At 71.9% G+C, this 17,733-nt stretch carries 16 protein-coding genes and 1 pseudogene; 10 read left to right on the plus strand and 7 right to left on the minus strand.

What is annotated here, in order from left to right:
* Positions 1 to 6: 6 nt before the first annotated feature.
* Positions 7 to 225, minus strand: a complete 219-nt coding sequence (locus BMY40_RS16365) for a hypothetical protein (RefSeq protein WP_093660180.1) — start codon at positions 223 to 225, stop codon at positions 7 to 9.
* 89 nt (positions 226 to 314) lie between these two features.
* Between BMY40_RS16365 and BMY40_RS16370 the strand changes: the two genes are divergently transcribed.
* Positions 315 to 1,091: a peptidyl-tRNA hydrolase gene (locus tag BMY40_RS16370; RefSeq protein ID WP_093660182.1), complete on the plus strand. Its 777-nt coding sequence runs from the start codon at positions 315 to 317 to the stop codon at positions 1,089 to 1,091.
* Positions 1,092 to 1,095: 4 nt separating this feature from the next.
* On the opposite strand, the gene BMY40_RS16375 is transcribed toward BMY40_RS16370, so the two are convergent.
* On the minus strand, positions 1,096 to 2,817 hold the full coding sequence (locus BMY40_RS16375; RefSeq protein WP_177214029.1) for a BCCT family transporter: 1,722 nt from the start codon (positions 2,815 to 2,817) through the stop codon (positions 1,096 to 1,098).
* Between the two features lie 205 nt (positions 2,818 to 3,022).
* Here BMY40_RS16375 and BMY40_RS16380 point away from each other — a divergent pair.
* Positions 3,023 to 4,427, plus strand: a pseudogene (locus BMY40_RS16380) (MbnB/TglH/ChrH family RiPP precursor modification enzyme).
* Between the two features lie 68 nt (positions 4,428 to 4,495).
* Here BMY40_RS16380 and BMY40_RS16385 read toward each other — a convergent pair.
* Both BMY40_RS16385 and BMY40_RS16390 read right to left on the minus strand, forming a co-directional pair.
* On the minus strand, positions 4,496 to 4,708 hold the full coding sequence (locus BMY40_RS16385; RefSeq protein ID WP_093660184.1) for a DUF397 domain-containing protein: 213 nt from the start codon (positions 4,706 to 4,708) through the stop codon (positions 4,496 to 4,498).
* Complete coding sequence (locus tag BMY40_RS16390; RefSeq protein ID WP_093660354.1) at positions 4,705 to 5,553, minus strand: helix-turn-helix domain-containing protein; 849 nt, start codon at positions 5,551 to 5,553, stop codon at positions 4,705 to 4,707. Before BMY40_RS16390 ends, BMY40_RS16385 begins: the two co-directional genes overlap by 4 nt.
* 416 nt (positions 5,554 to 5,969) lie before the next feature.
* Here BMY40_RS16390 and BMY40_RS16395 point away from each other — a divergent pair, with 416 nt between their 5' ends.
* Positions 5,970 to 7,148, plus strand: a complete 1,179-nt coding sequence (locus BMY40_RS16395) for a hypothetical protein (RefSeq protein ID WP_093660186.1) — start codon at positions 5,970 to 5,972, stop codon at positions 7,146 to 7,148.
* Between the two features lie 63 nt (positions 7,149 to 7,211).
* Here BMY40_RS16395 and BMY40_RS16400 read toward each other — a convergent pair whose 3' ends face one another.
* Together BMY40_RS16400 and BMY40_RS16405 are read right to left on the minus strand one after the other, a co-directional pair.
* Positions 7,212 to 7,421 carry a DUF397 domain-containing protein gene (locus BMY40_RS16400; protein WP_093660188.1) on the minus strand — a complete coding sequence of 70 codons (210 nt, stop codon included), beginning with the start codon at positions 7,419 to 7,421 and terminating at the stop codon, positions 7,212 to 7,214.
* Positions 7,418 to 8,266, minus strand: a complete 849-nt coding sequence (locus tag BMY40_RS16405) for a helix-turn-helix domain-containing protein (protein ID WP_245770136.1) — start codon at positions 8,264 to 8,266, stop codon at positions 7,418 to 7,420. Before BMY40_RS16405 ends, BMY40_RS16400 begins: the two co-directional genes overlap by 4 nt.
* Positions 8,267 to 8,430: 164 nt before the next feature.
* Between BMY40_RS16405 and BMY40_RS27550 the strand changes: the two genes are divergently transcribed.
* A complete protein-coding gene (locus tag BMY40_RS27550; RefSeq protein ID WP_177214030.1) occupies positions 8,431 to 9,021 on the plus strand; it encodes an ATP-binding protein in 591 nt (196 codons plus the stop codon).
* Positions 9,022 to 9,109: 88 nt separating this feature from the next.
* On the opposite strand, the gene BMY40_RS16415 is transcribed toward BMY40_RS27550, so the two are convergent.
* Positions 9,110 to 9,505: a hypothetical protein gene (locus BMY40_RS16415; RefSeq protein WP_245770142.1), complete on the minus strand. Its 396-nt coding sequence runs from the start codon at positions 9,503 to 9,505 to the stop codon at positions 9,110 to 9,112.
* 222 nt (positions 9,506 to 9,727) lie between these two features.
* Here BMY40_RS16415 and BMY40_RS16420 point away from each other — a divergent pair, with 222 nt between their 5' ends.
* From BMY40_RS16420 to BMY40_RS16440, 6 genes are all read left to right on the plus strand, one after another.
* The gene (locus BMY40_RS16420; protein WP_093660194.1) at positions 9,728 to 10,168 is read left to right on the plus strand and encodes a hypothetical protein; all 441 of its coding nucleotides are present in this window, start codon (positions 9,728 to 9,730) and stop codon (positions 10,166 to 10,168) included.
* A complete protein-coding gene (locus tag BMY40_RS16425; protein WP_093660196.1) occupies positions 10,165 to 10,833 on the plus strand; it encodes a hypothetical protein in 669 nt (222 codons plus the stop codon). The genes BMY40_RS16420 and BMY40_RS16425 overlap by 4 nt, the downstream gene beginning before the upstream one ends.
* A complete protein-coding gene (locus BMY40_RS16430) occupies positions 10,833 to 15,575 on the plus strand; it encodes a putative T7SS-secreted protein (RefSeq protein WP_093660198.1) in 4,743 nt (1,580 codons plus the stop codon). The genes BMY40_RS16425 and BMY40_RS16430 overlap by 1 nt, the downstream gene beginning before the upstream one ends.
* On the plus strand, positions 15,557 to 15,892 hold the full coding sequence (locus BMY40_RS27765; protein WP_143071779.1) for a hypothetical protein: 336 nt from the start codon (positions 15,557 to 15,559) through the stop codon (positions 15,890 to 15,892). The genes BMY40_RS16430 and BMY40_RS27765 overlap by 19 nt, the downstream gene beginning before the upstream one ends.
* Positions 15,893 to 16,060: 168 nt before the next feature.
* Positions 16,061 to 16,483: a hypothetical protein gene (locus BMY40_RS16435; RefSeq protein WP_093660200.1), complete on the plus strand. Its 423-nt coding sequence runs from the start codon at positions 16,061 to 16,063 to the stop codon at positions 16,481 to 16,483.
* Between the two features lie 519 nt (positions 16,484 to 17,002).
* Positions 17,003 to 17,695: a glycoside hydrolase family 11 protein gene (locus BMY40_RS16440; RefSeq protein ID WP_093660202.1), complete on the plus strand. Its 693-nt coding sequence runs from the start codon at positions 17,003 to 17,005 to the stop codon at positions 17,693 to 17,695.
* Positions 17,696 to 17,733 lie beyond the last annotated feature (38 nt).

The raw sequence follows: 17,733 nt of genomic DNA on the forward strand, positions 1-17,733 counted from the left end.
CTCCGTTCAGCAGGAGCAGGCCACGCGCTCGGCCTCTTGCCACTCGCACACCGGGCACAGCGTCGCGCCGCGCGTGCTCGCCGGGTACTCGGTCGGCTCGCCGCACTGCACACACACGGCCCGCTCCTCGCGCCCGGCGCCGTCGAGGGTGCCCTCGGCGCGCTCCTCGCCCCCGTCGCGGGCGGCCGCCGTCTCGGGTGGGGTCCAGCCGGATACGAACTCCATGGGGCCGAGGGTACTCCCGGCCCCGCACGCCCGGGACCTCGTACGGAAGCGGGCGCGGACGCCGGTGCGCCGGCTGGCACACTGGCCCCGTGAGCACCTCCGACTCCTCCTCCGACGCCTTCTCCGAGCCCGCCGCCACCCGTGGGGCGACCGCCCGGGACGCGGCCCCGCAGTACGTCCTGCCGCTCGTCGTCCGGATCGAGCGGTCCGCTCCCCCCGGCCCGCCCGCCCGCACCGACGCCCTCCGGACGGCGGCGCGCGCGGTGCTGGTGATGCTGTCGGACGAGCGCGCGACGGACCCCGGCGGCCCCTGGCACCAGGCAGTGCGCGACTGGCAGGACGGGCGCATCCGCAAGGTGGTGCGCCGGGCGCGCGGCGCGGAGTGGCGGCGGGCCTGCGCGCTGCCGGGTGTCACGGTGACCGGCGATGGCGGGCATCCGGCCGAGGTGCGGGTGTTCCCGCCCGTACCGCTGGACGGCTGGCCGAAGGACCTGGCCCGCCTCCAGGTCTCCGGCACCGAACTGGAGGACCCCGTACCGCCCGTAGCGCCGGAACCCGGCACGCCCGTGCTGTGGCTCAATCCGGAACTGGAGATGTCCGCAGGCAAGGCGATGGCCCAGGCCGGTCACGGCGCCCAGCTCGCCTGGTGGGCGCTGGACGGCGCGGCGCGGGCCGCCTGGCGCGCGGCCGGCTTCCCGCTCGCGGTCCGTACCGCCCCGCGCGGGCGGTGGGAGCGGCTGACGGAGTCGGGCCTGCCGGTGGTGCGCGACGCCGGCTTCACCGAGATCGCCCCGGGCTCGGCCACGGTCGTGGCCGAGCACCCGGCGCTCCCGGCGCGCCCGGTCCGTCCGGCGCCGCGCGGCTGAGGGACTACCGCCCGCCCTCGGAGGCCCCTCCCCCGGCGCCCTCCGAGGTCTCTCCCCCGGCACGCCCGGCACGCCCGGCGCCCCCGGTGCCTTCGATGCCTTCCGCGTTCTCACCGTCCCGCTTCCCCGCGCCCCACTCCCGCGTCCTGCGCTCGCGCTCCATCCGCCGCCGCAGCGCGGCGGGCGGGCCGGTGAGCTCGGGGAAGTCCGTCCGCAGCGCGCGGACCAGCGAGTACATCATCAGGAACGCCAGGACGAAGAACGGCAGGCCGAGCACCGTGATCACCTCGGCGAGCGCGTCCAGGCCGCTCTTGCCCGTCGCCGCGATGAGCGTCCCCGCGACCACGCCCTCGGTGATCGCCCAGAACACCCGCTGCCGCGTCGGCCCGCCCTCCTCCCGCTGCCCGGCGCTGAGCATGTCCACCACCAGGGACGCCGAGTCCGAGGAGGTGGTGAAGAAGATGACCACGATCAGCACCGAGAGGGCCGAGGCGAGTGTCGTGAGCGGGTAGTTCTCCAGGAAGGTGAAGAGCGCGCCGGGGATGTCGCCTTCCTCCACCACCTCCCGCACCAGCCCCCCCGGGCCGTTCAGCTCGATGTCGATGGCGGACATCCCGAAGACGCTGAACCAGACGATGGTGAAGGCCGTGGGCAGCGCGAGGACGCCCAGGACGAACTCCCGGATCGTGCGGCCCTTGGAGATACGGGCGATGAAGATGCCCACGAACGGCGACCAGGTGATCGTCCAGGCCCAGTAGAACACCGTCCAGGTGCCCTGCCAGCCGGTGTCGGCGAAGGTGTCGTTCCAGAAGGCCAGCGACACCAGCGAGGACAGGTAGACGCCGACGTTCTCGATGATCCCCTTGGCCAGGAACAGCGTCGCCCCGGTGGCGAAGACGAAGAGCATCAGCCCGATGGCCATGACGATGTTGATGTTCGACAGCCGCCTGATGCCCTTGTCCAGGCCGTAGACCACCGAGGTGGTGGCGATGGCGGTGATCACGGTGATCAGCAGCACCTGGACCAGCGAGTTCTCCGGCAGGCCGAACAGCCGCGCCAGTCCGCTGTTGATCTGCATCGTCCCCAGGCCGATCGAGACCGCGACGCCGAAGAGCGTTCCCATCACCGCCGCGATGTCCACGATCCGGCCCGCCGTGCCGTACACCCGGTCCCCCAGCAGGGGGTACAGGACCGAGCTGACCCGGAACGGCATCCCGCGCACGTAGACGAAGTAGGCGAACGTCAGCGACGGCAGGCAGAAGATCGACCAGGTGTGCAGCCCGAAGTGGTACAGCGAGTAGGCCATCGCCATCCGGGCGGCCTCGGTGCTCTGCGGCTCGACGCCCTGCTGGGGCGGCTCGGCGAAGTGGCTGATCGGCTCGGCCACGCCCCAGAACATCAGGATCGTGCCGATCCCGGCGGCGAACAGCATCGCGAACCAGGTCCGCCTGCTGTACTCCGGGCGGTCGTCCTGGGCGCCCAGGCGGATGTGGCCGTAGCGGCTGACGGCGATCCAGAGCAGATAGACCAGGAAGGTCGTCACGCCCAGGATGTAGAACCAGCCCAGATTGGTGAGCAGCCAGTCCGAGGCCGTGGCGAAGATCCGGTCCACCTGCTCCGTCAGCGAGATCGCCGCCACCACGAACAGCACGGTGAGCCCTGCGGAGGTGAAGAAGATGACCGGATCGGTACGGAGCCCCAGTAGGCGCTGCAGCTTTTCCAGCATGTACCTCTCCCTGGAGGACTGATCCGATTTTCGTCGTTCCCCGGCCCGATACGGGCGCGACACACGGGCGGCGGCCGCGAACGGCCCGGGGCGGAGCCCCGGCGAAAGCTCAGGTGAAGCTCTGAACTCCACCGCGCGGGATTGGTGATCCCTCTGCCCGGAGATGACAACCCCACACGGGGAGGAGCCGTCGAGGGGGGCGGGCGTGGCACGACTGGGTACGGGGATCGGCTGGCGGCCGAAGATCGCGGACGCGATCGAGTCGCTGCCGGACGTCGGCTGGGTGGAGGTGGTCGCGGAGAACGTCTGCCCCGACCACCTGCCGCCGGCGCTGGTACGGCTGCGCGAGCGCGGCACGACCGTGGTGCCGCACGGGGTGGGGCTCGGGCTCGGGGGCGCGCAGCGGCCCGACCCCGCCCGGCTGGCGGCGCTGGCGCGCCGGGCCGAGGCGCTGGAGGCACCGCTGGTCACCGAGCACATCGCGTTCGTACGGGCCGGGGGGCCGGGAGTCGAGGGGCCGGGAGTCGAGGGGCCGGGAGTCGAGGGGCCGGGAGTCGAGGGGCCGGGAGTCGAGGGGCCGGTGATGGAGGCCGGGCACCTGCTGCCGGTGCCGCGCACCCGCGACGCGCTGGACGTGCTCTGCGAGAACGTGACGATCGCCCAGGACGCGCTGCCCGTGCCGCTGGCGCTGGAGAACGTCGCGGCCCTGTTCACCTGGCCCGGCGAGGAGCTGACCGAGGCGGAGTTCCTGACCGAGCTGGTGGACCGCACCGGCGTCGGCCTGCTCATCGACGTCGCCAACCTCCACACCAACCGCGTCAACCGCGGCGAGGACCCGCTGGCCGTCCTGGACGGCCTGCCGCTGGACGCGCTGGCCTACGTGCACGTGGCGGGCGGCGTGGAGCGCGACGGGGTGTGGCACGACAGCCACGCCCACCCGGTGCCGGAGCCGGTGCTGGAGCTGCTGGCCGAGCTGTGCGCGCGCACCGATCCGCCGGGCGTGCTGCTGGAACGCGACGACGACTTCCCCGCCGCGGAGGAGCTGGCCGCCGAACTGGCCGCCGTACGGGGTGTGTTCGAGGGGACGGCGCGGGGCGCGGGAGGCACCCGTGTCTGACACCGGTCCTGGCTCCCGCCCTGTCACCGCCCCCGGCCTCGGCCCCGGCCCTGTCACCGACCCCGGCTCCGGCACCGACGCGGCACGCCGCCGCCTCGCCACCGTCCAGGCCGCCCTGCTGGGCGCACTGGTCGCGGACGGCCCCGTGCCCGCCGGCTTCGACCCCGAGCGACTGGAGATCCAGCGCCGGGCGCTGGTCGCCAAACGGGCCTCCGTCATCGCCGGCATCGCGCCCGAACTGCCGGACGTCCTGGGCGATCAATACCGCCCGGCATTCGCCGCCTACGCCCGCGGCCGCCCCATGACCGGCGGGTACCGCCCGGACGCCATGCGCTTCGTGGCCCACCTGCTGGACTCCGACCCCGCGCTGTCCCGGCGCCGGCGGCGCCGCCTGCGCCGCTGGTACCGCGAACGCTCCGGCCAGGCCCCTCGGGGGTGGGGCCTGGCCGGTCTCCTCCCCCGCCGCCTGCGCCGTACGCGGCCGGGAGCGTAGCGGGCGGCCCGCAGGCCCGTACCGCCCTGGCCGTCACCGGCCTCGCCGGCCGGGGACAACGGCTCTGATCAGCTCTGCTCCGCCGCGAGCACCAGGAACGCGGCCCATCCGCCCTGGCCAACCCGCACTATGGGCCCGTCGCCCGCAGCCTTGGAGTCCCGCACGTACACGGCATCCGGCCCTGCGGCCACCTCCACGCAGTCCCCACCGTCCGATCCGCTGTGGCTGCTCTTGAACCAGTACAGCTCGCCCGCGTTGTCGGTCACCTGTTCCACGCTCATGTCTCTCCCACCAGCCGCTCGATGAGTCGTGCAGACTCCTCGACGTTCAGGGCCTGCGATCGCAGCTTGCCATAACGCATGGAGAAGGCTCTGACCTCGGAGACATCCGATACGACGCACCCGACACCTTGGGACTCGAAGTAGCCGATGTCGCGGTGCTCCTTCGTCTCCAGGATCACGAACGGACCGTTCTTGCCCGGGTGGAATCCGCGTCCGGCGGGCATGATCTGGACCTCTACGTTCCGCAGCGCGTTGACCTCCAGCAGACGTCGCCACTGCTCGCGCATGACCTCCGGGCCGCCCACGGGATCGCGCAGCGCCTCCTCGCTGATGATGAACGACAGCTCCGCCATCGGTACGCGCGTCAGCAGCTTCTGGCGGCTGAGCCGGGCCTCGGTGTGCTGGTCGATGGTCTCCTCGCTCAGCGGCGGGCAGTGCCCGCCGAAGACCGCCCGTGCGTAGCCCTCCGTCTGCAACAGCCCCGGCACCAGCAGCGGATCGTAGGAGAAGCGGCTCAGCGCCTCCGACTCGATGAGCGCGAAGTTGCGGAAGAAGCGCGGCAGTTTGGCCCGTTCCACGTCGTCCTGGAGGACTTCCAGGACGCCCCGCGCTCCCAGCGCGCGGTCCGCCGCGATCGTGAAGGCGGCCTTCGCCGGCCGCCGTCCCTGCTCGACCGAGGCGACCTGCTCCAGCGAGTAGCCGATGGCGTCCCCGAGCTTCTGCTGGCTCAACCCGGCCTGCTTGCGGAGGTGTTGAAGCAGTCTGCCGTAGGCCGACCACACCCCCGGCGGGTCGCCGTTCTCCTCCTTCACCCGTACCGCGCGACCGTTCCGCGTGTCCCGCACCGCCCTCACGCCCCTTCGTCCCCGAGTCCGTCCCGCTCGTCGGCTCCCCCGGCGGCTTCCGCCGTCCGTCACCGCCGGGGCCGTGTCCAACGCGGCCCGCGCAGGCCGGGGCACGGCCCGAGACCCGTACAACACCCGTACAAGAGGCCGTTGTACGGCTCCCCATCGACCGGCGGAGACCCGGCCATACGTCCGCCGCCCGCCGCCTTCCACTTCGCGGGATCGGTAGGAAGGGGAGGGGCACATACGTCCAGGCCATCCCCCCTTCGGGAGCGCTGGGAGGTAACCGCCCAGCGTGAGGCCGTCCGTTCCGTGAACACCGGCGGCACGGAACGGTCTTGGCCGGAAAACGCCTGCGTCGCCCGATCGGCCCAGGGAAAGGATGCGCTCGTCACTCAAGGCGACAAGGGGGTTGCGTGCGGTTCACGCTGAGGCGGAAACAGCCGCTCGAAGAAGAGTCCGGTGCCTGCGGCAAGGGGCTCGGCGATCTCGGCGAGGGGATCGGCCGGATCAGCCGCGAGATCGCGGAGATCCGCACCGCGCTCGCCGAGGCGGCGGAGAAGCCGCCGTCGCAGGCGATGAGCGGAGAGCTCCACAGACTCCGGAGAACCGCCTCCGACGGGATCAGGATCCTCCAGGAGGAGAACCAGACGCAGCTACGGCGGCAGGAGGAGATCCTCGGCCGCCTGGGCGAACTGCGCCTGGAGATCACCGGCGGCCGCACCGGGGCACACCCGCCGCCCGCCCCGGGCTCCCCCGGCGCCGACGAACCCGGCGGGGCGGACGGCACCGGTGAGGCGGGAGACGGAACGGCGGGGACGGCCGGGGCCCAGTCATTGGCCCACTCTTCGGCCCCGTCGGACGAAGCCCCCGAGACACAGGACAGCCGACGGCAGGAGGAGCGCATGGAGCAGGAGCAGGACGGCGTACCGGAGCCCCCGGACGGGGCGGCTCCCTCCCGGGAGACCGAGGAGACGCCGGAAGAGCGCGTGAGGAAGGTGAAGGAGGCCGCTGAGCAAGCCCTCCGGAACCGTTCCGAGGACTCCCGCGGCCGTACCGACCGCACCGCAACGTCCCCGGTAGCGGACGACCGGCGGCTCCACGGCGTCCACGCGGACGGCACAGACGGCCAGCGGCCGGGACGGCAGGACGGCGGCCGGGCCGCGCCACGCGACCCGCTGGCCGAGCACGCGGAACTGCTGCTGAACGCCGCCGGGGTGTCGCGCGCCGAACTGGTCTGCCACCGCGACACCTGGGAGTTCCTGCTCGTACAGGCCGTCCGGCATCCTCGCTTCCGCGTTCCCGGAGAGGTCAAAGACATCGGTGACGGAAAGGTCGGGACGCACCTGTCCGGGCCGTCCCTCATCGCCGCCCTGATCAGCCTCTGGAAGACCCGCGAGGAGCCGAGCGAGGAGGTGGACGCGGACTGGGCGATGGCCGCCGTGCTCTACGACCGCATCCGCGACCGGCTGACCGAGGCCGGGCCCGGCGACGGACGCCGTACCGTCCGCATCGTGCTGGACGACGGGGACGGGCCGGAGGAGACGGCGGTGGCCGCCGAGACCTCCGCCGAGGAGGAGCCGGAGGCCGCGTAACCCCGCCCGCTCACACCGCTGCGGCCCGGACGGCGTCCGGGCCGCAGCGGTGCGGAACCGGGTTCAGCGCCCGGCCGCGAGCGCGACGAAAGCGGCCCACCCGTCGCGGCCGATCCACAGTACGGGCCCGCCGGCCGTCTTGGAGTCCCGCACGTACACGGCGTCCGCCCCGGCGGCCACCTCCACGCAGTCCCCGCCGTTCGGGCCGCTGTGGCTGCTCTTGGACCAGGACAGCTCACCGGGCGCGTCGCCGCCCTGCCGTTCGATGCTCATGTCTCCCCTGCCGCCCGCTTGATGAGATCGGCCGAATCCTCGGCGTTGAGAGCCTGTGAGCGCAGCATCCCATACTGGAGCCAGAACTCGCCGACCTCGCGGCAACCGGACCGGACGCTCACCACGCCCTGCGACTCGATCACCACGAACCTCTGCCGTACGTGCGTCTCCAGCAGGACCATCGGGCCGCTGAGCCCGCTGTGGGCGGCCCTGCTGTTCGGCATCACCTGGATGCCCACGTGCCGCATGCGGGAGCACTCCAGCAGGTGGGCGAGTTGGGCCCGCATCACCTGCGGGCCGCCCACCACGCGGTGCAGCGCCACCTCCTCGATGACGAACGCGAAGACGGTGAGGGGCGTCCTGCGCGTCAGGATGGACTGCCGTGCCAGGCGTGCCGCGACGCGCTGCTCGACGATCTCGTCGTCGAGCGGCGGGAAGTGGGTCTGGATCAGGGCGCGGGCGTACGCCTCCGTCTGGAGGAGTCCCGGGATCACGAGCTGGTCGTAGGAGAAGCGGCTGATCGCCTCCGACTCCAGTGCCGCCACGTCCTGGAAGAACGCGGGCGACTGGGCGCGGTCCACGTCCTCCTGGAGGGTGTTCAGCGCCCCGCCGGCCTTCAGCACCCGCTCCGCCGCGCCGGTGAACGCGGCCTTCGCCGGCCGCCGTCCCTGCTCGACCGAGGCGACCTGCTCCAGCGAGTAGCCGATGGCGTCCGCCAGGGACTGCTGGGTGAGGCCCTCGCGTTCGCGGAAGAGGCGGACGGGTTTGCCGTAGGCGCTCCACGCGCCGGGCCGGTCCCCACCGCCGTCTGCGGCGGGCCTGGCACTCTCGTTGTTCCTGCCCATCGTTGTCCCCCTGGCCCGTCGCGGGTGCACCTCCATGGCGAACCGCGCCGGTGCCGGACGGGGCACGGGCACCGGCCGTACAGCCGCCGTACAAGGGGCTTACGCAGGGGCGTGTACGGCGGTCCGACCTGGCCGCGCGCCCCGCGTGACGGGACGGTTACGGCATGCGACACCAGAGTTCCGCCGCCGGGCGGCCCACCACACGCCCCGACGACCGTCCCGCCGAACAGGCCGCCGGCGTACCGCGGTTCACCGCCCGTTTCAGCAGCACCCGGCGGGGCGCGCGGCTGGCGCGCAGGCTCGCCGTGCAGCAGTTCGCCGAGTGGACCGGCCTGCCGCACGGCTGCGACGCCGCGCACGCCGTCGCCCTGGTGACGGCGGAGCTGGCGGCCAACGCCGTCACCCACGGCAGCCTTCCGGGCCGGGACTTCCGGCTGACGCTGCTCCTGTCACACGAGCCGGCCGTGCATGAGCCCGTCCCGCACGAGCCGGCCGCGATGCGGATCGAGGTGACCGACACCCGGCCCGAGCGGCTCCCCCGCCACCCCGCGGCCGACCCGGGGCCGCCCGACGAGGTGTCGGGGCGGGGGCTGCTCCTGGTCGCGGTGTACGCCCGGCGCTGGGGGTGCGAGGTGCGGGACGCGTTCACCAAGACCGTCTGGGCGGAGGTGCCGCTGCGGCAGCCGTCCGCTTTCCCGACTCCCCACGCCGGGCAGGCGTCGGCACAAGCCGTCGGCCGCTCGGACGAGGTGTGACTTCTCCACCGGCCGTCCGCCGGCCGAGAAGGCTCGGCGGCGCGGCCGGGGTGCGGTGCCGCCATGTGCCGGACTCGGTAGGCAGGGCCTACTGCGCAGCCGTCCTGGTGAGTTCCAGGGTCGGCGGCCCGTCCGGATCGGAATTGAAGTACACCTTCTCCGGGCCGCTCGTGTAGAGCTGGACGCCGCCGATCCTGCCGAGTCCGCCGTCCTCGATCGACAGGTAGATGAAGTCGCTGGACGCCTGGTCGTCGAGGAAATCCCACTCGCCGCTGAAGTCGACGGGATCGGAGACCCCGTCCATCGACACATCGGTGGCGGAGAACGTCCCGTCGGAACCGAGCACGATCTGGGCGCCGGTCGCCTCGTTGCGGTACACGCCGGGCAGTTCGCCGGCATCGACCGAGGCCACGCACCCCGAGGTGAGTACCGCGGAGACCGCCAAGGCAGCGGCGAGCCACCGTCCACCCGCCCTCTTGCTCATCACGGTCTCAGCGTAATGCCGAGTTCGGCGACCTGGATCTCGGGGGCGTCGGCCCGGGTCGCCACCACGCCGCCGGAGCGAAGGGGCCGGCCCCGGAACTCTGGCACCGAGGCCACCTTGGCGCCGGGCGCACCGGTGCTGTCGTATTCCGATCGATCAACCGCTTTGCAGAAGTACAGTGTTGGCCGACCGGCCGGGGTAGGAGTCGAACGGGGGTACGGGGTGGGGCTCGTCGGGGAGATAGCCGCGGTGCGCGCGGGGCGGGGGAACCCCCGCGCGATGGTGGGCGAGTTCCGCCGTACCGCCGTGCTGGTGCCGCTGATGGACAACCGGCTGATGACGGCCGTGCACGGCGGGATCCGCTGGATCCACGCGTTCACCGACGAGGCGGCCATGGCCCGCCTCGCCCGCCTGAAGGGCGCCGCGCCCGGCGAGGAGTGGGAGTACGCGGCGCTGCTGGGGGCCCGGCTGCTGGATGTGGTCGTTCCCCGGATGGACGGTCCGGCCGGGGTGGCGGTCAACGCCGCCGACGAGGACGGCTCGATGCTGTTCCCGCCGGTGAGGGGCATCGTGCCAGAGGCTGCGGCGGTGGACACGGACGCGGGTGGCACGAACGGCGCGGGTGGCACGGACGGCGCGGAGCGGGACGGGGGCGCGCGATGAGCGGCGACGGGGACCTGAAGTTCTCCAAGGAGGCCCTGGATCTCATCGCCAAGGGCCTCAACGGGGCCATCGACGAGCTGAAGCAGGTGGGCGGTTCGGAGACCGACTCCCTCCAGGGCGCGGGCTTCGACTCGATGGTGCTGACGGCCATGGAGGCCGGCCACCCGGGTCTGGCCGGGGAGTTCGAGGGCTTCTGCGAGGACTGGGAGTGGGGCGTACGCGCCCTGGTCATGGACGCCAACGCACTGGCTGCCCGGCTGGACCTGGCGGCGGGCATGGTCCACGCCGAGGACCGGTACTGGGACGGCACCTTCAAGGTCGCGGCCAACTCGTTCGCCGGCAACCCGCACCTGTCCGAGCAGGAGATCACCCAGCGGGAGTGGGGCGAGCTGATCTCGCTGGACAACTACCGGCCCGACTACAGCACGGAGTCGTTCCGCACCGCCCAGCAGGAGATGGGGCAGACCTGGAAGGACACCGCCCGGAACGTGACCGGCCAGGGCCAGGGCGGCTTCCTGAACGACCTGGCGATGGACGCGGCCGGGGTCGAGGAGCACCAGCGCGAGACGGTGCGGGACGTGATGTTCGGGCCCTCCCCGGAGGAACGGGCCCAGCAGCAGGCGCAGCAGCAGGGCGGGCGGCAGGGTGACGGGGGCGAGGGCTGATGGGTTCGGACCTCTTCCCCGACTTCCTCGAGGACGGCTTCGAGAAGGGTGTGCAGAAGCTCGGCGACGGCGTCGAGTGGCTGGGCGGCAAGACGGCCGACGGGCTGGACAAGGTCGGCTGGGAGTCCGGCGCGGACTGGGTGCGCGACAAGTCCCGCTCCGCCGCGAACGCCATGGGCGCGGACACCGACGAACTCCAGCTCGGGCAGACCGAGGACCCCGAGAAGCTGGTCTACGGCAGCGCGGGCAAGCTCCGCTCGACCGCGGGCCATCTGAAGGACTTCGCCAAGGCCTTCGACAACGTCGGCAAGGGCATCAAGGGGCTGGACTCCTCGGGGATCAGGGGCGAGGCGGCCGACGCCTTCCGCGCGAAGGCGGCCAAGGAGCCTCCCCGGTGGTTCAAGGCCGCCGACGCCTGCGAGAAGGCCGCGGGCGCCCTGGAGGACTTCGCCGACACCGTGGAGTGGGCGCAGGGCCGGGCCAAGGAGGCGATCACCAAGTACAAGGCCGCCGTCAAGGCCTCCGAGGACGCGCGGACGGCGCACAACGAGAAGGTCGACGCGTACAACAAGGCCGTCGACGCCTACAACGCCAAGGTGAAGGCGGGCGACGACCCGGGTACGCCGCCGGTGTGCCCGGCCGCCTTCAAGGACCCCGGCCCGGCGAAGGCCGAGGAGGCCGAGGAGATCCTCGCCGAGGCGCGCAAGCAGCGCGACACGGCGGCGGAGAAGGCCCGTTCGGCCGTGAAGGCGGCGCGGGACGCGGCGCCGCCCAAGCCGTCGTACGCCGAGCAGGTCAAGTACGGCATGGCCGGGATGCACCTGGAGAACTCGCACGTGCTGGGCGGGATCATCAAGGGCACCACCGGACTGGTCTCCCTGGCCCGCAGCCTCAACCCCACCGACCCGTACAACATCGGGCACCCGGGCGAGTACGCCACCACCCTCAACAGCACGGTCGCCGGGCTGGTCCAGGCCGCCAACGACCCGTGGGGCACGGGCCGGCAGATGGTCACCGACTTCATGAAGGACCCGGCCGAGGGGCTGGGGCGGCTGGCGCCCGACGCGGCGCTGGCCGTCGCGACCGGCGGCGCCGGGGCGGGAGTCAAGGGCGTCCGGATCGCGGCCGACGCCGCCGACGCGGCCGCCGACGCAGGCAAGGCCCGCCGCGCCCTGGAGAACGACGGCCCGGAGCAGCACGGCAGCAAGCCGGAGGAGCGCAACTCCGGCGGCACGGACCCGGTGGACCTGGCCACGGGGAGGATGTTCCTGCCGCAGACGGACGTCTCCCTGCCCGGCGCGATGCCGCTGGTCTTCCGGCGGTACGTGGAGTCCGGGTACACCGCGGGGCGGTGGTTCGGGCCGTCGTGGGCCTCCACCGTCGACCAGCGGCTGGAGGTGGACGCCGAGGGCGTGGTGTTCGTCGCCGAGGACGGGCGGCTGCTGGCGTACCCGCACCCGGCCCCCGGCGTCCCCACGCTGCCGTCGGCCGGCTCGGCGCGGATGCCGCTGGAGCGCACACCGGACGGCGGCTACACCCTCACCGAACCGGACACCGGACGGGTGCGGCACTTCGCCCCGCCGGCCGGGGGCGAGGGCGGCGGGGCGGACGGTGTGGCGCGGCTGGAGCAGATCACCGACCGGGCCGGGCACCAGATCCTCTTCGTCCACGACGAGGCCACCGGCGCCCCGCTGCGGATCGAGCACAGCGGCGGCTACACCCTGCACCTGACCGTCGAGGAGGGCCGCGTCACCGCCCTGTCGCTGGGCGACCGGGTGATCAAGCGGTACGGCTACACCGACGGCCACCTCACCGAGGTCGCCGACTCCTCGGGGCGGCCGCTGCGGTTCGAGTACGACGACGAGGCCCGGGTGATCGCCTGGGTCGACTCCAACGACCGGCGCTACGACTACGTCTACGACAACCTGCACCGGTGCGTCGCCGAGGGCGGCACCGAGGGCCACATGCAGGTCCGCATCGCCTACGACGGGACCGACCCGGACACCGGCCGCAAGGTCACCACGCTGACCACCGCCGCCGGGCACGCCACCCGCCATGTGATCGACGACCGCTGCCGCACGATCGCCACCACCGACCCGGGCGGCCACACCACCCGCTACACCTACGGCGACCACCGGCAGCCGCTGACCGTCACCGATCCCCTGGGCCGTACCACCGCCTTCGCCTACGACGAGCACGGACGCCTCACCGGCCTGACCCGCCCGGACGGGCGGCGGGTCGCCGTCACCCGCGACGGCCTCGGACTGCCGGTCGAGGTCCGCGAGGCGGACGGGGCGGTGTGGCGGCACGCCTACGACGAGCGAGGCCTGCGCACCGCCACCACCGACCCGGCCGGTCACACCACCCACTACGCCTACGACGGGCACGGCCATCTGGCCTCGGTCACCGACGCCCTGGGCCAGATCACGTCCGTGCGCTGCGACGCGGCCGGGCTGCCGGTCGAGATCACCGATCCCCTGGGCGCCGTCACCCGCTACACCCGCGACGCCTTCGGCCGTCCCACCGCCATCACCGATCCCCTCGGCGCGGTCACCCGCCTGGAGTGGACGGTCGAGGGCAGACTCGCCCGCCGCACGGGCCCGGACGGGGCCGAGGAGTCGTGGGAGTACGACGGTGAGGGCAACCGCGTCCGCCACACCGACGCGGCCGGCGGGGTGACCACGTACGAGTACACCCACTTCGACCTGCTCGCCGCCCGCACCGGCCCGGACGGGGTGCGCCACACCTTCGAGCACGACGCCGAGCTGCGCCTGACCCGCGTCACCAACCCCCAGGGGCTGAGCTGGTCGTACGAGTACGACCCGGCCGGGCGCCTGATATCCGAGACCGACTTCGACGGCCGTACCCTCTCCTACTCCTACGACGCGGCCGGTCAACTGGCCGCCCGCACCACCCCGCTGGGCGAGACCGTCGCCTTCGCCCACGACGAGCTGGGCCGCCTGGTCCGCAAGGAGGCCGGGGGCCGGGTCACCACCTTCGCCTACGACGCGGCCGGACGGCCGGTGGAGGCCGTCGGGCCCGACGCGGAGGTGCGCTGGCACCGCGACCGGCTGGGGCGGGTGAAGACCGAGCTGGTGAACGGCCGGGCCCTGTCCCTCTCCTACGACGCGCTGGGCCGCCGCACCCGCCGCACCACCCCCACCGGGGCGGTGTCGTCCCTCGCCTACGACGCGGCCGGCAACCGCACCGCCCTGACCACCTCCGGCCGCACGCTGGACTTCACCCACGACGCCGCCGGGCGCGAGACCGCCCGCCGCATCGGCGAGCACCTCACCCTGGCCCAGTGGTGGGACCCGGCCGGGCGCCTGACCGGCCAGACCCTCACCGCCGGCCCGGATGCGGCCACCGTCCAGCAGCGCACGTACCACTACCGGCCGGACAGCTACCTCACCGCCGTCGACGACCTCCTGACCGGCCACCGCGCCTTCGACCTCGACCCGGCCGGCCGCGTCACCGCCGTCACCGCGGCCGACTGGAGCGAGACCTACGCCTACGACGCGGCCGGCAACCAGACCTCCGCCTCCTGGCCCGCCGGGCACGCCGCCGCCGACGCCACCGGCGAGCGCGCCTACACCGGCACCCGCCTCACCCGGGCCGGGCGCTTCCGCTACGAGTACGACGGAGCCGGCCGCACCGTCCTGCGGCAGCGCGTCCGGCTGTCGAAGAAGCCCGACACCTGGCGCTACGAGTGGGACGCCGAGGACCGCCTCACCACCGTCACCACCCCGGACGGCACCGTCTGGCGCTACCTGTACGACCCGCTGGGCCGCCGCATCGCCAAACAGCGTCTCGCCCCGGACGGCGAAACCGTGGCCGAGCAGGTGGACTTCACCTGGGACGGCCCGGTCCTCGTCGAGCAGACCACCACCTCACCCGATCTGCCCCACCCGGTCGCCCTCACCTGGGACCACGACGGCCTCACCCCCCTGGCCCAGACCGAGCGCCTCCTCGACCCAGGCGACCAGGCCGAGATCGACCGGCGGTTCTTCGCCATCGTCACCGACCTCGTCGGCGCCCCCACCGAACTCGTCGACGACACCGGCCGCATCGCCTGGCACACCCGCACCACCCTGTGGGGCACCACCACCTGGAACCGCGACGCCACCACCTACACCCCCCTGCGGTTCCCCGGCCAGTACCACGACCCCGAGACCGGCCTGCACTACAACCACTTCCGCTACTACGACCCGGCCACCGGCCGCTACACCACCCCCGACCCCCTCGGCCTGGCCCCCGCCCCCAACCCGGCCACCTACGTCCACAACCCCCACACCTGGTGTGACCCGCTGGGTCTGGCACCTGCCGATGGTGGGTGCGAGAACGGAGGCAGTTGGGATCCGGAGGAAGAGCCATACCTCTACCGCGGGGTCGGCTACGCAGATTCGTCGTCTCCGCCTGAGTGGCTGAAGATGTACGAGGATGCCCGCCGAGGAGTGGCGGAACCCCTCGGCGGGCATTCCGACCCCCAGCTTCATGCAGGCGGCCGGACAGATAGTGAATTCACTTCGTGGAGTACTTACTATGAAGATATGGCACTCGAGGAAAGTTATCGAGGAAACGGCCCTGGGGTAGTCTTGAGAATCCCCAACGCGGACACCCCGGACTATCACCGTGTTCCGGGCCTAAGATATCCATACCCCGAAGGGGAAGTGACAATCAGGGGCACTGTGCGCGGCGCAGAGATCAGCATAAACGGAGGACCATGGATGCGCCCAAGCTGAGGGAACTTCTCAGCGCCTATTCGACCAATGATCCGGATTTCCAGAAAAGCAACTGGCACGTACCCGATGACGCTGCCATCGAATGCGGCACCGTTAGCCGAGAATCTCTCCTACATACATACCGAAGACGCCTCAAAAGAACCGGAGAAAACCACACCCTGCACACCAAAACAGAAAATCTAGTGGCCTTCCTCCAAGATTATCCGGAAGAAGAGCTTACCATGGTCGACTATTACACGAGCGAAGGGGAGATGAGGCTATTTCTTGCAAATTACGAGTGCTCAAGAATCCTTTTTTGGATGTCCATGTTCAAGTGATGAAAAACCACATCTCCGACACCAGCCAGACAAGAAGCGAAAGCGTTCCGGCCTCCAGGCATCGGATAGCAGGCAGGGGCGGCATGGCCACTACATCCGGAATCAAGACCCAACGAGCTTCCGACTCTCCGGGGTGGGCTTCGCGCGAATGAGGTACGTGATTTCGGCATGCCGCAGGCGACCATGCTGCACTGCGACACCGAGGCAGCCGAGCTGATCTGCCTGCGGGACCCTGCGGTCCCGGACGCGCCCCTGGAGGCGCGCATCGGCATCGCCCCCGGACTGGCGCTGCTCGTTCAGGACGGCGCCGTCGTGGGATGGAGTCTGGCCGACCCGGCGCGCTACCTCACCAGCGGGTACACGGCCCCCGATCAGTCCCCGCCCTCCCCGGACACCCGGCGGCAGTTGGCCGAGTGCCTGGCCCTGCTCACCCGGCCCCTGGTCGACGAGGTGATGGACAAGGAACCGAGCGCCTGGCACCGGCTGCGTACGGCCGAGCGGGTCCTGCGCAACCAGCGGGAGGACCGGCGCAGGGCCGAGATCCTGCACCGGCTCGTCATCCGCATGATCGAGGACTACGAGAACTGGTGACGGACGCCGCTGTCGCCGGAGTAGGCAGGGCAGACAGGTCCGCGCGGTGGCGCGCCCTGCTCCCCGGCACCGGCTGGACGCGGGCTCATCGCGCCATGATCAGCACCCCGGAAGATTTCCGGAATTTTTGAAGGCGATGACCTTCCTGTTGCCTCTAGGCCTCAGGGCTTCGTCGAGCGGCCCCGGAGGCGAGGCGCCAGCAAGCCAGGCTGACCAGGTATGACTCTCCCCCTACGGGGACTCGACAGATACTCAACTCCCGTAAATTTTCCGGGAACTGTTGACAACCCAAAGGCCTCGGACCAACCTATCGGCATCGACAGGCCCCACCGCTGTCGAGCCGGGGCACCCGCCGTGTCCCGGACCTTCCGGCCGCCCGCCCCCACGGCGGCCGGCCGTCCCCCCACCGTCGTCGACACGACGCAGGCGCACGGTGGCCGCCCCACGGCCGCCGGCGGTACGCCGGGTCGTGTCGCGCTGCCCGGCCCCAGGCCGGCCTTCGCGAGGAGGAAGCGAAGCATGGACAGGAACGACGCCCCCACCCCCCAGCCGATGAGCCGCCGCGGCTTCATCGGCCGCGCCGGCGCCCTGGCGGTGGCCACCTCCGGGCTGATGCTGCCGGCCACCGGCATCGCCCACGCCCAGACCGTCACCTCGAACCAGACGGGCAACCACAACGGCTTCTACTACTCGTTCTGGACCGACGCCCCGGGCACGGTCTCCATGACCATGGGCTCCGGCGGCAACTACAGCACCTCGTGGCGCAACACCGGCAACTTCGTCTGCGGCAAGGGCTGGGCCAACGGCAGCCGCCGGACCGTGCGCTACTCGGGCAGCTTCAACCCGTCGGGCAACGGATACCTGTGCCTGTACGGCTGGACGTCGAACCCGCTGGTGGAGTACTACATCGTCGACAACTGGGGCACCTACCGGCCCACGGGAGAGTACCGGGGCACCGTCAGCAGCGACGGCGGCACGTACGACATCTACAAGACGACCCGGTACAACCAGCCCTCCGTCGAGGGCACCAGGACCTTCGACCAGTACTGGAGCGTCCGCCAGCAGAAGAAGACCGGCGGCACCATCACCACCGGCAACCACTTCGACGCCTGGTCCCGCGCCGGGCTGCGGATGGGCAGCTTCAACTACTACATGATCATGGCGACCGAGGGCTACCAGAGCAGCGGAAGCTCCAACATCACGGTGAGCTGACGGCGGTGTCCCGGCCCGGCCGGGACGCACCGAGCACC

Origin of the sequence: Streptomyces radiopugnans (assembly GCF_900110735.1) — a bacterium.
Classification (GTDB): Bacteria; Actinomycetota; Actinomycetes; order Streptomycetales; family Streptomycetaceae; genus Streptomyces; species Streptomyces radiopugnans.

Bases quoted from the DNA above. Each gene is read 5' to 3' on its own strand.
- BMY40_RS16425 (WP_093660196.1), top strand. From the start codon at position 10,165: ATGAGCGGCGACGGGGACCTGAAGTTCTCCAAGGAGGCCCTGGATCTC.
- BMY40_RS16435 (WP_093660200.1), top strand. From the start codon at position 16,061: ATGCCGCAGGCGACCATGCTGCACTGCGACACCGAGGCAGCCGAGCTG.
- BMY40_RS16365 (WP_093660180.1), bottom strand. From the start codon at position 225: ATGGAGTTCGTATCCGGCTGGACCCCACCCGAGACGGCGGCCGCCCGC.
- BMY40_RS16375 (WP_177214029.1), bottom strand. From the start codon at position 2,817: ATGCTGGAAAAGCTGCAGCGCCTACTGGGGCTCCGTACCGATCCGGTC.
- BMY40_RS16430 (WP_093660198.1), top strand. From the start codon at position 10,833: ATGGGTTCGGACCTCTTCCCCGACTTCCTCGAGGACGGCTTCGAGAAG.
- BMY40_RS27550 (WP_177214030.1), top strand. From the start codon at position 8,431: ATGCGACACCAGAGTTCCGCCGCCGGGCGGCCCACCACACGCCCCGAC.
- BMY40_RS16405 (WP_245770136.1), bottom strand. From the start codon at position 8,266: ATGGGCAGGAACAACGAGAGTGCCAGGCCCGCCGCAGACGGCGGTGGG.
- BMY40_RS16385 (WP_093660184.1), bottom strand. From the start codon at position 4,708: ATGAGCGTGGAACAGGTGACCGACAACGCGGGCGAGCTGTACTGGTTC.
- BMY40_RS27765 (WP_143071779.1), top strand. From the start codon at position 15,557: ATGGATGCGCCCAAGCTGAGGGAACTTCTCAGCGCCTATTCGACCAAT.
- BMY40_RS16400 (WP_093660188.1), bottom strand. From the start codon at position 7,421: ATGAGCATCGAACGGCAGGGCGGCGACGCGCCCGGTGAGCTGTCCTGG.
- BMY40_RS16415 (WP_245770142.1), bottom strand. From the start codon at position 9,505: ATGAGCAAGAGGGCGGGTGGACGGTGGCTCGCCGCTGCCTTGGCGGTC.
- BMY40_RS16440 (WP_093660202.1), top strand. From the start codon at position 17,003: ATGGACAGGAACGACGCCCCCACCCCCCAGCCGATGAGCCGCCGCGGC.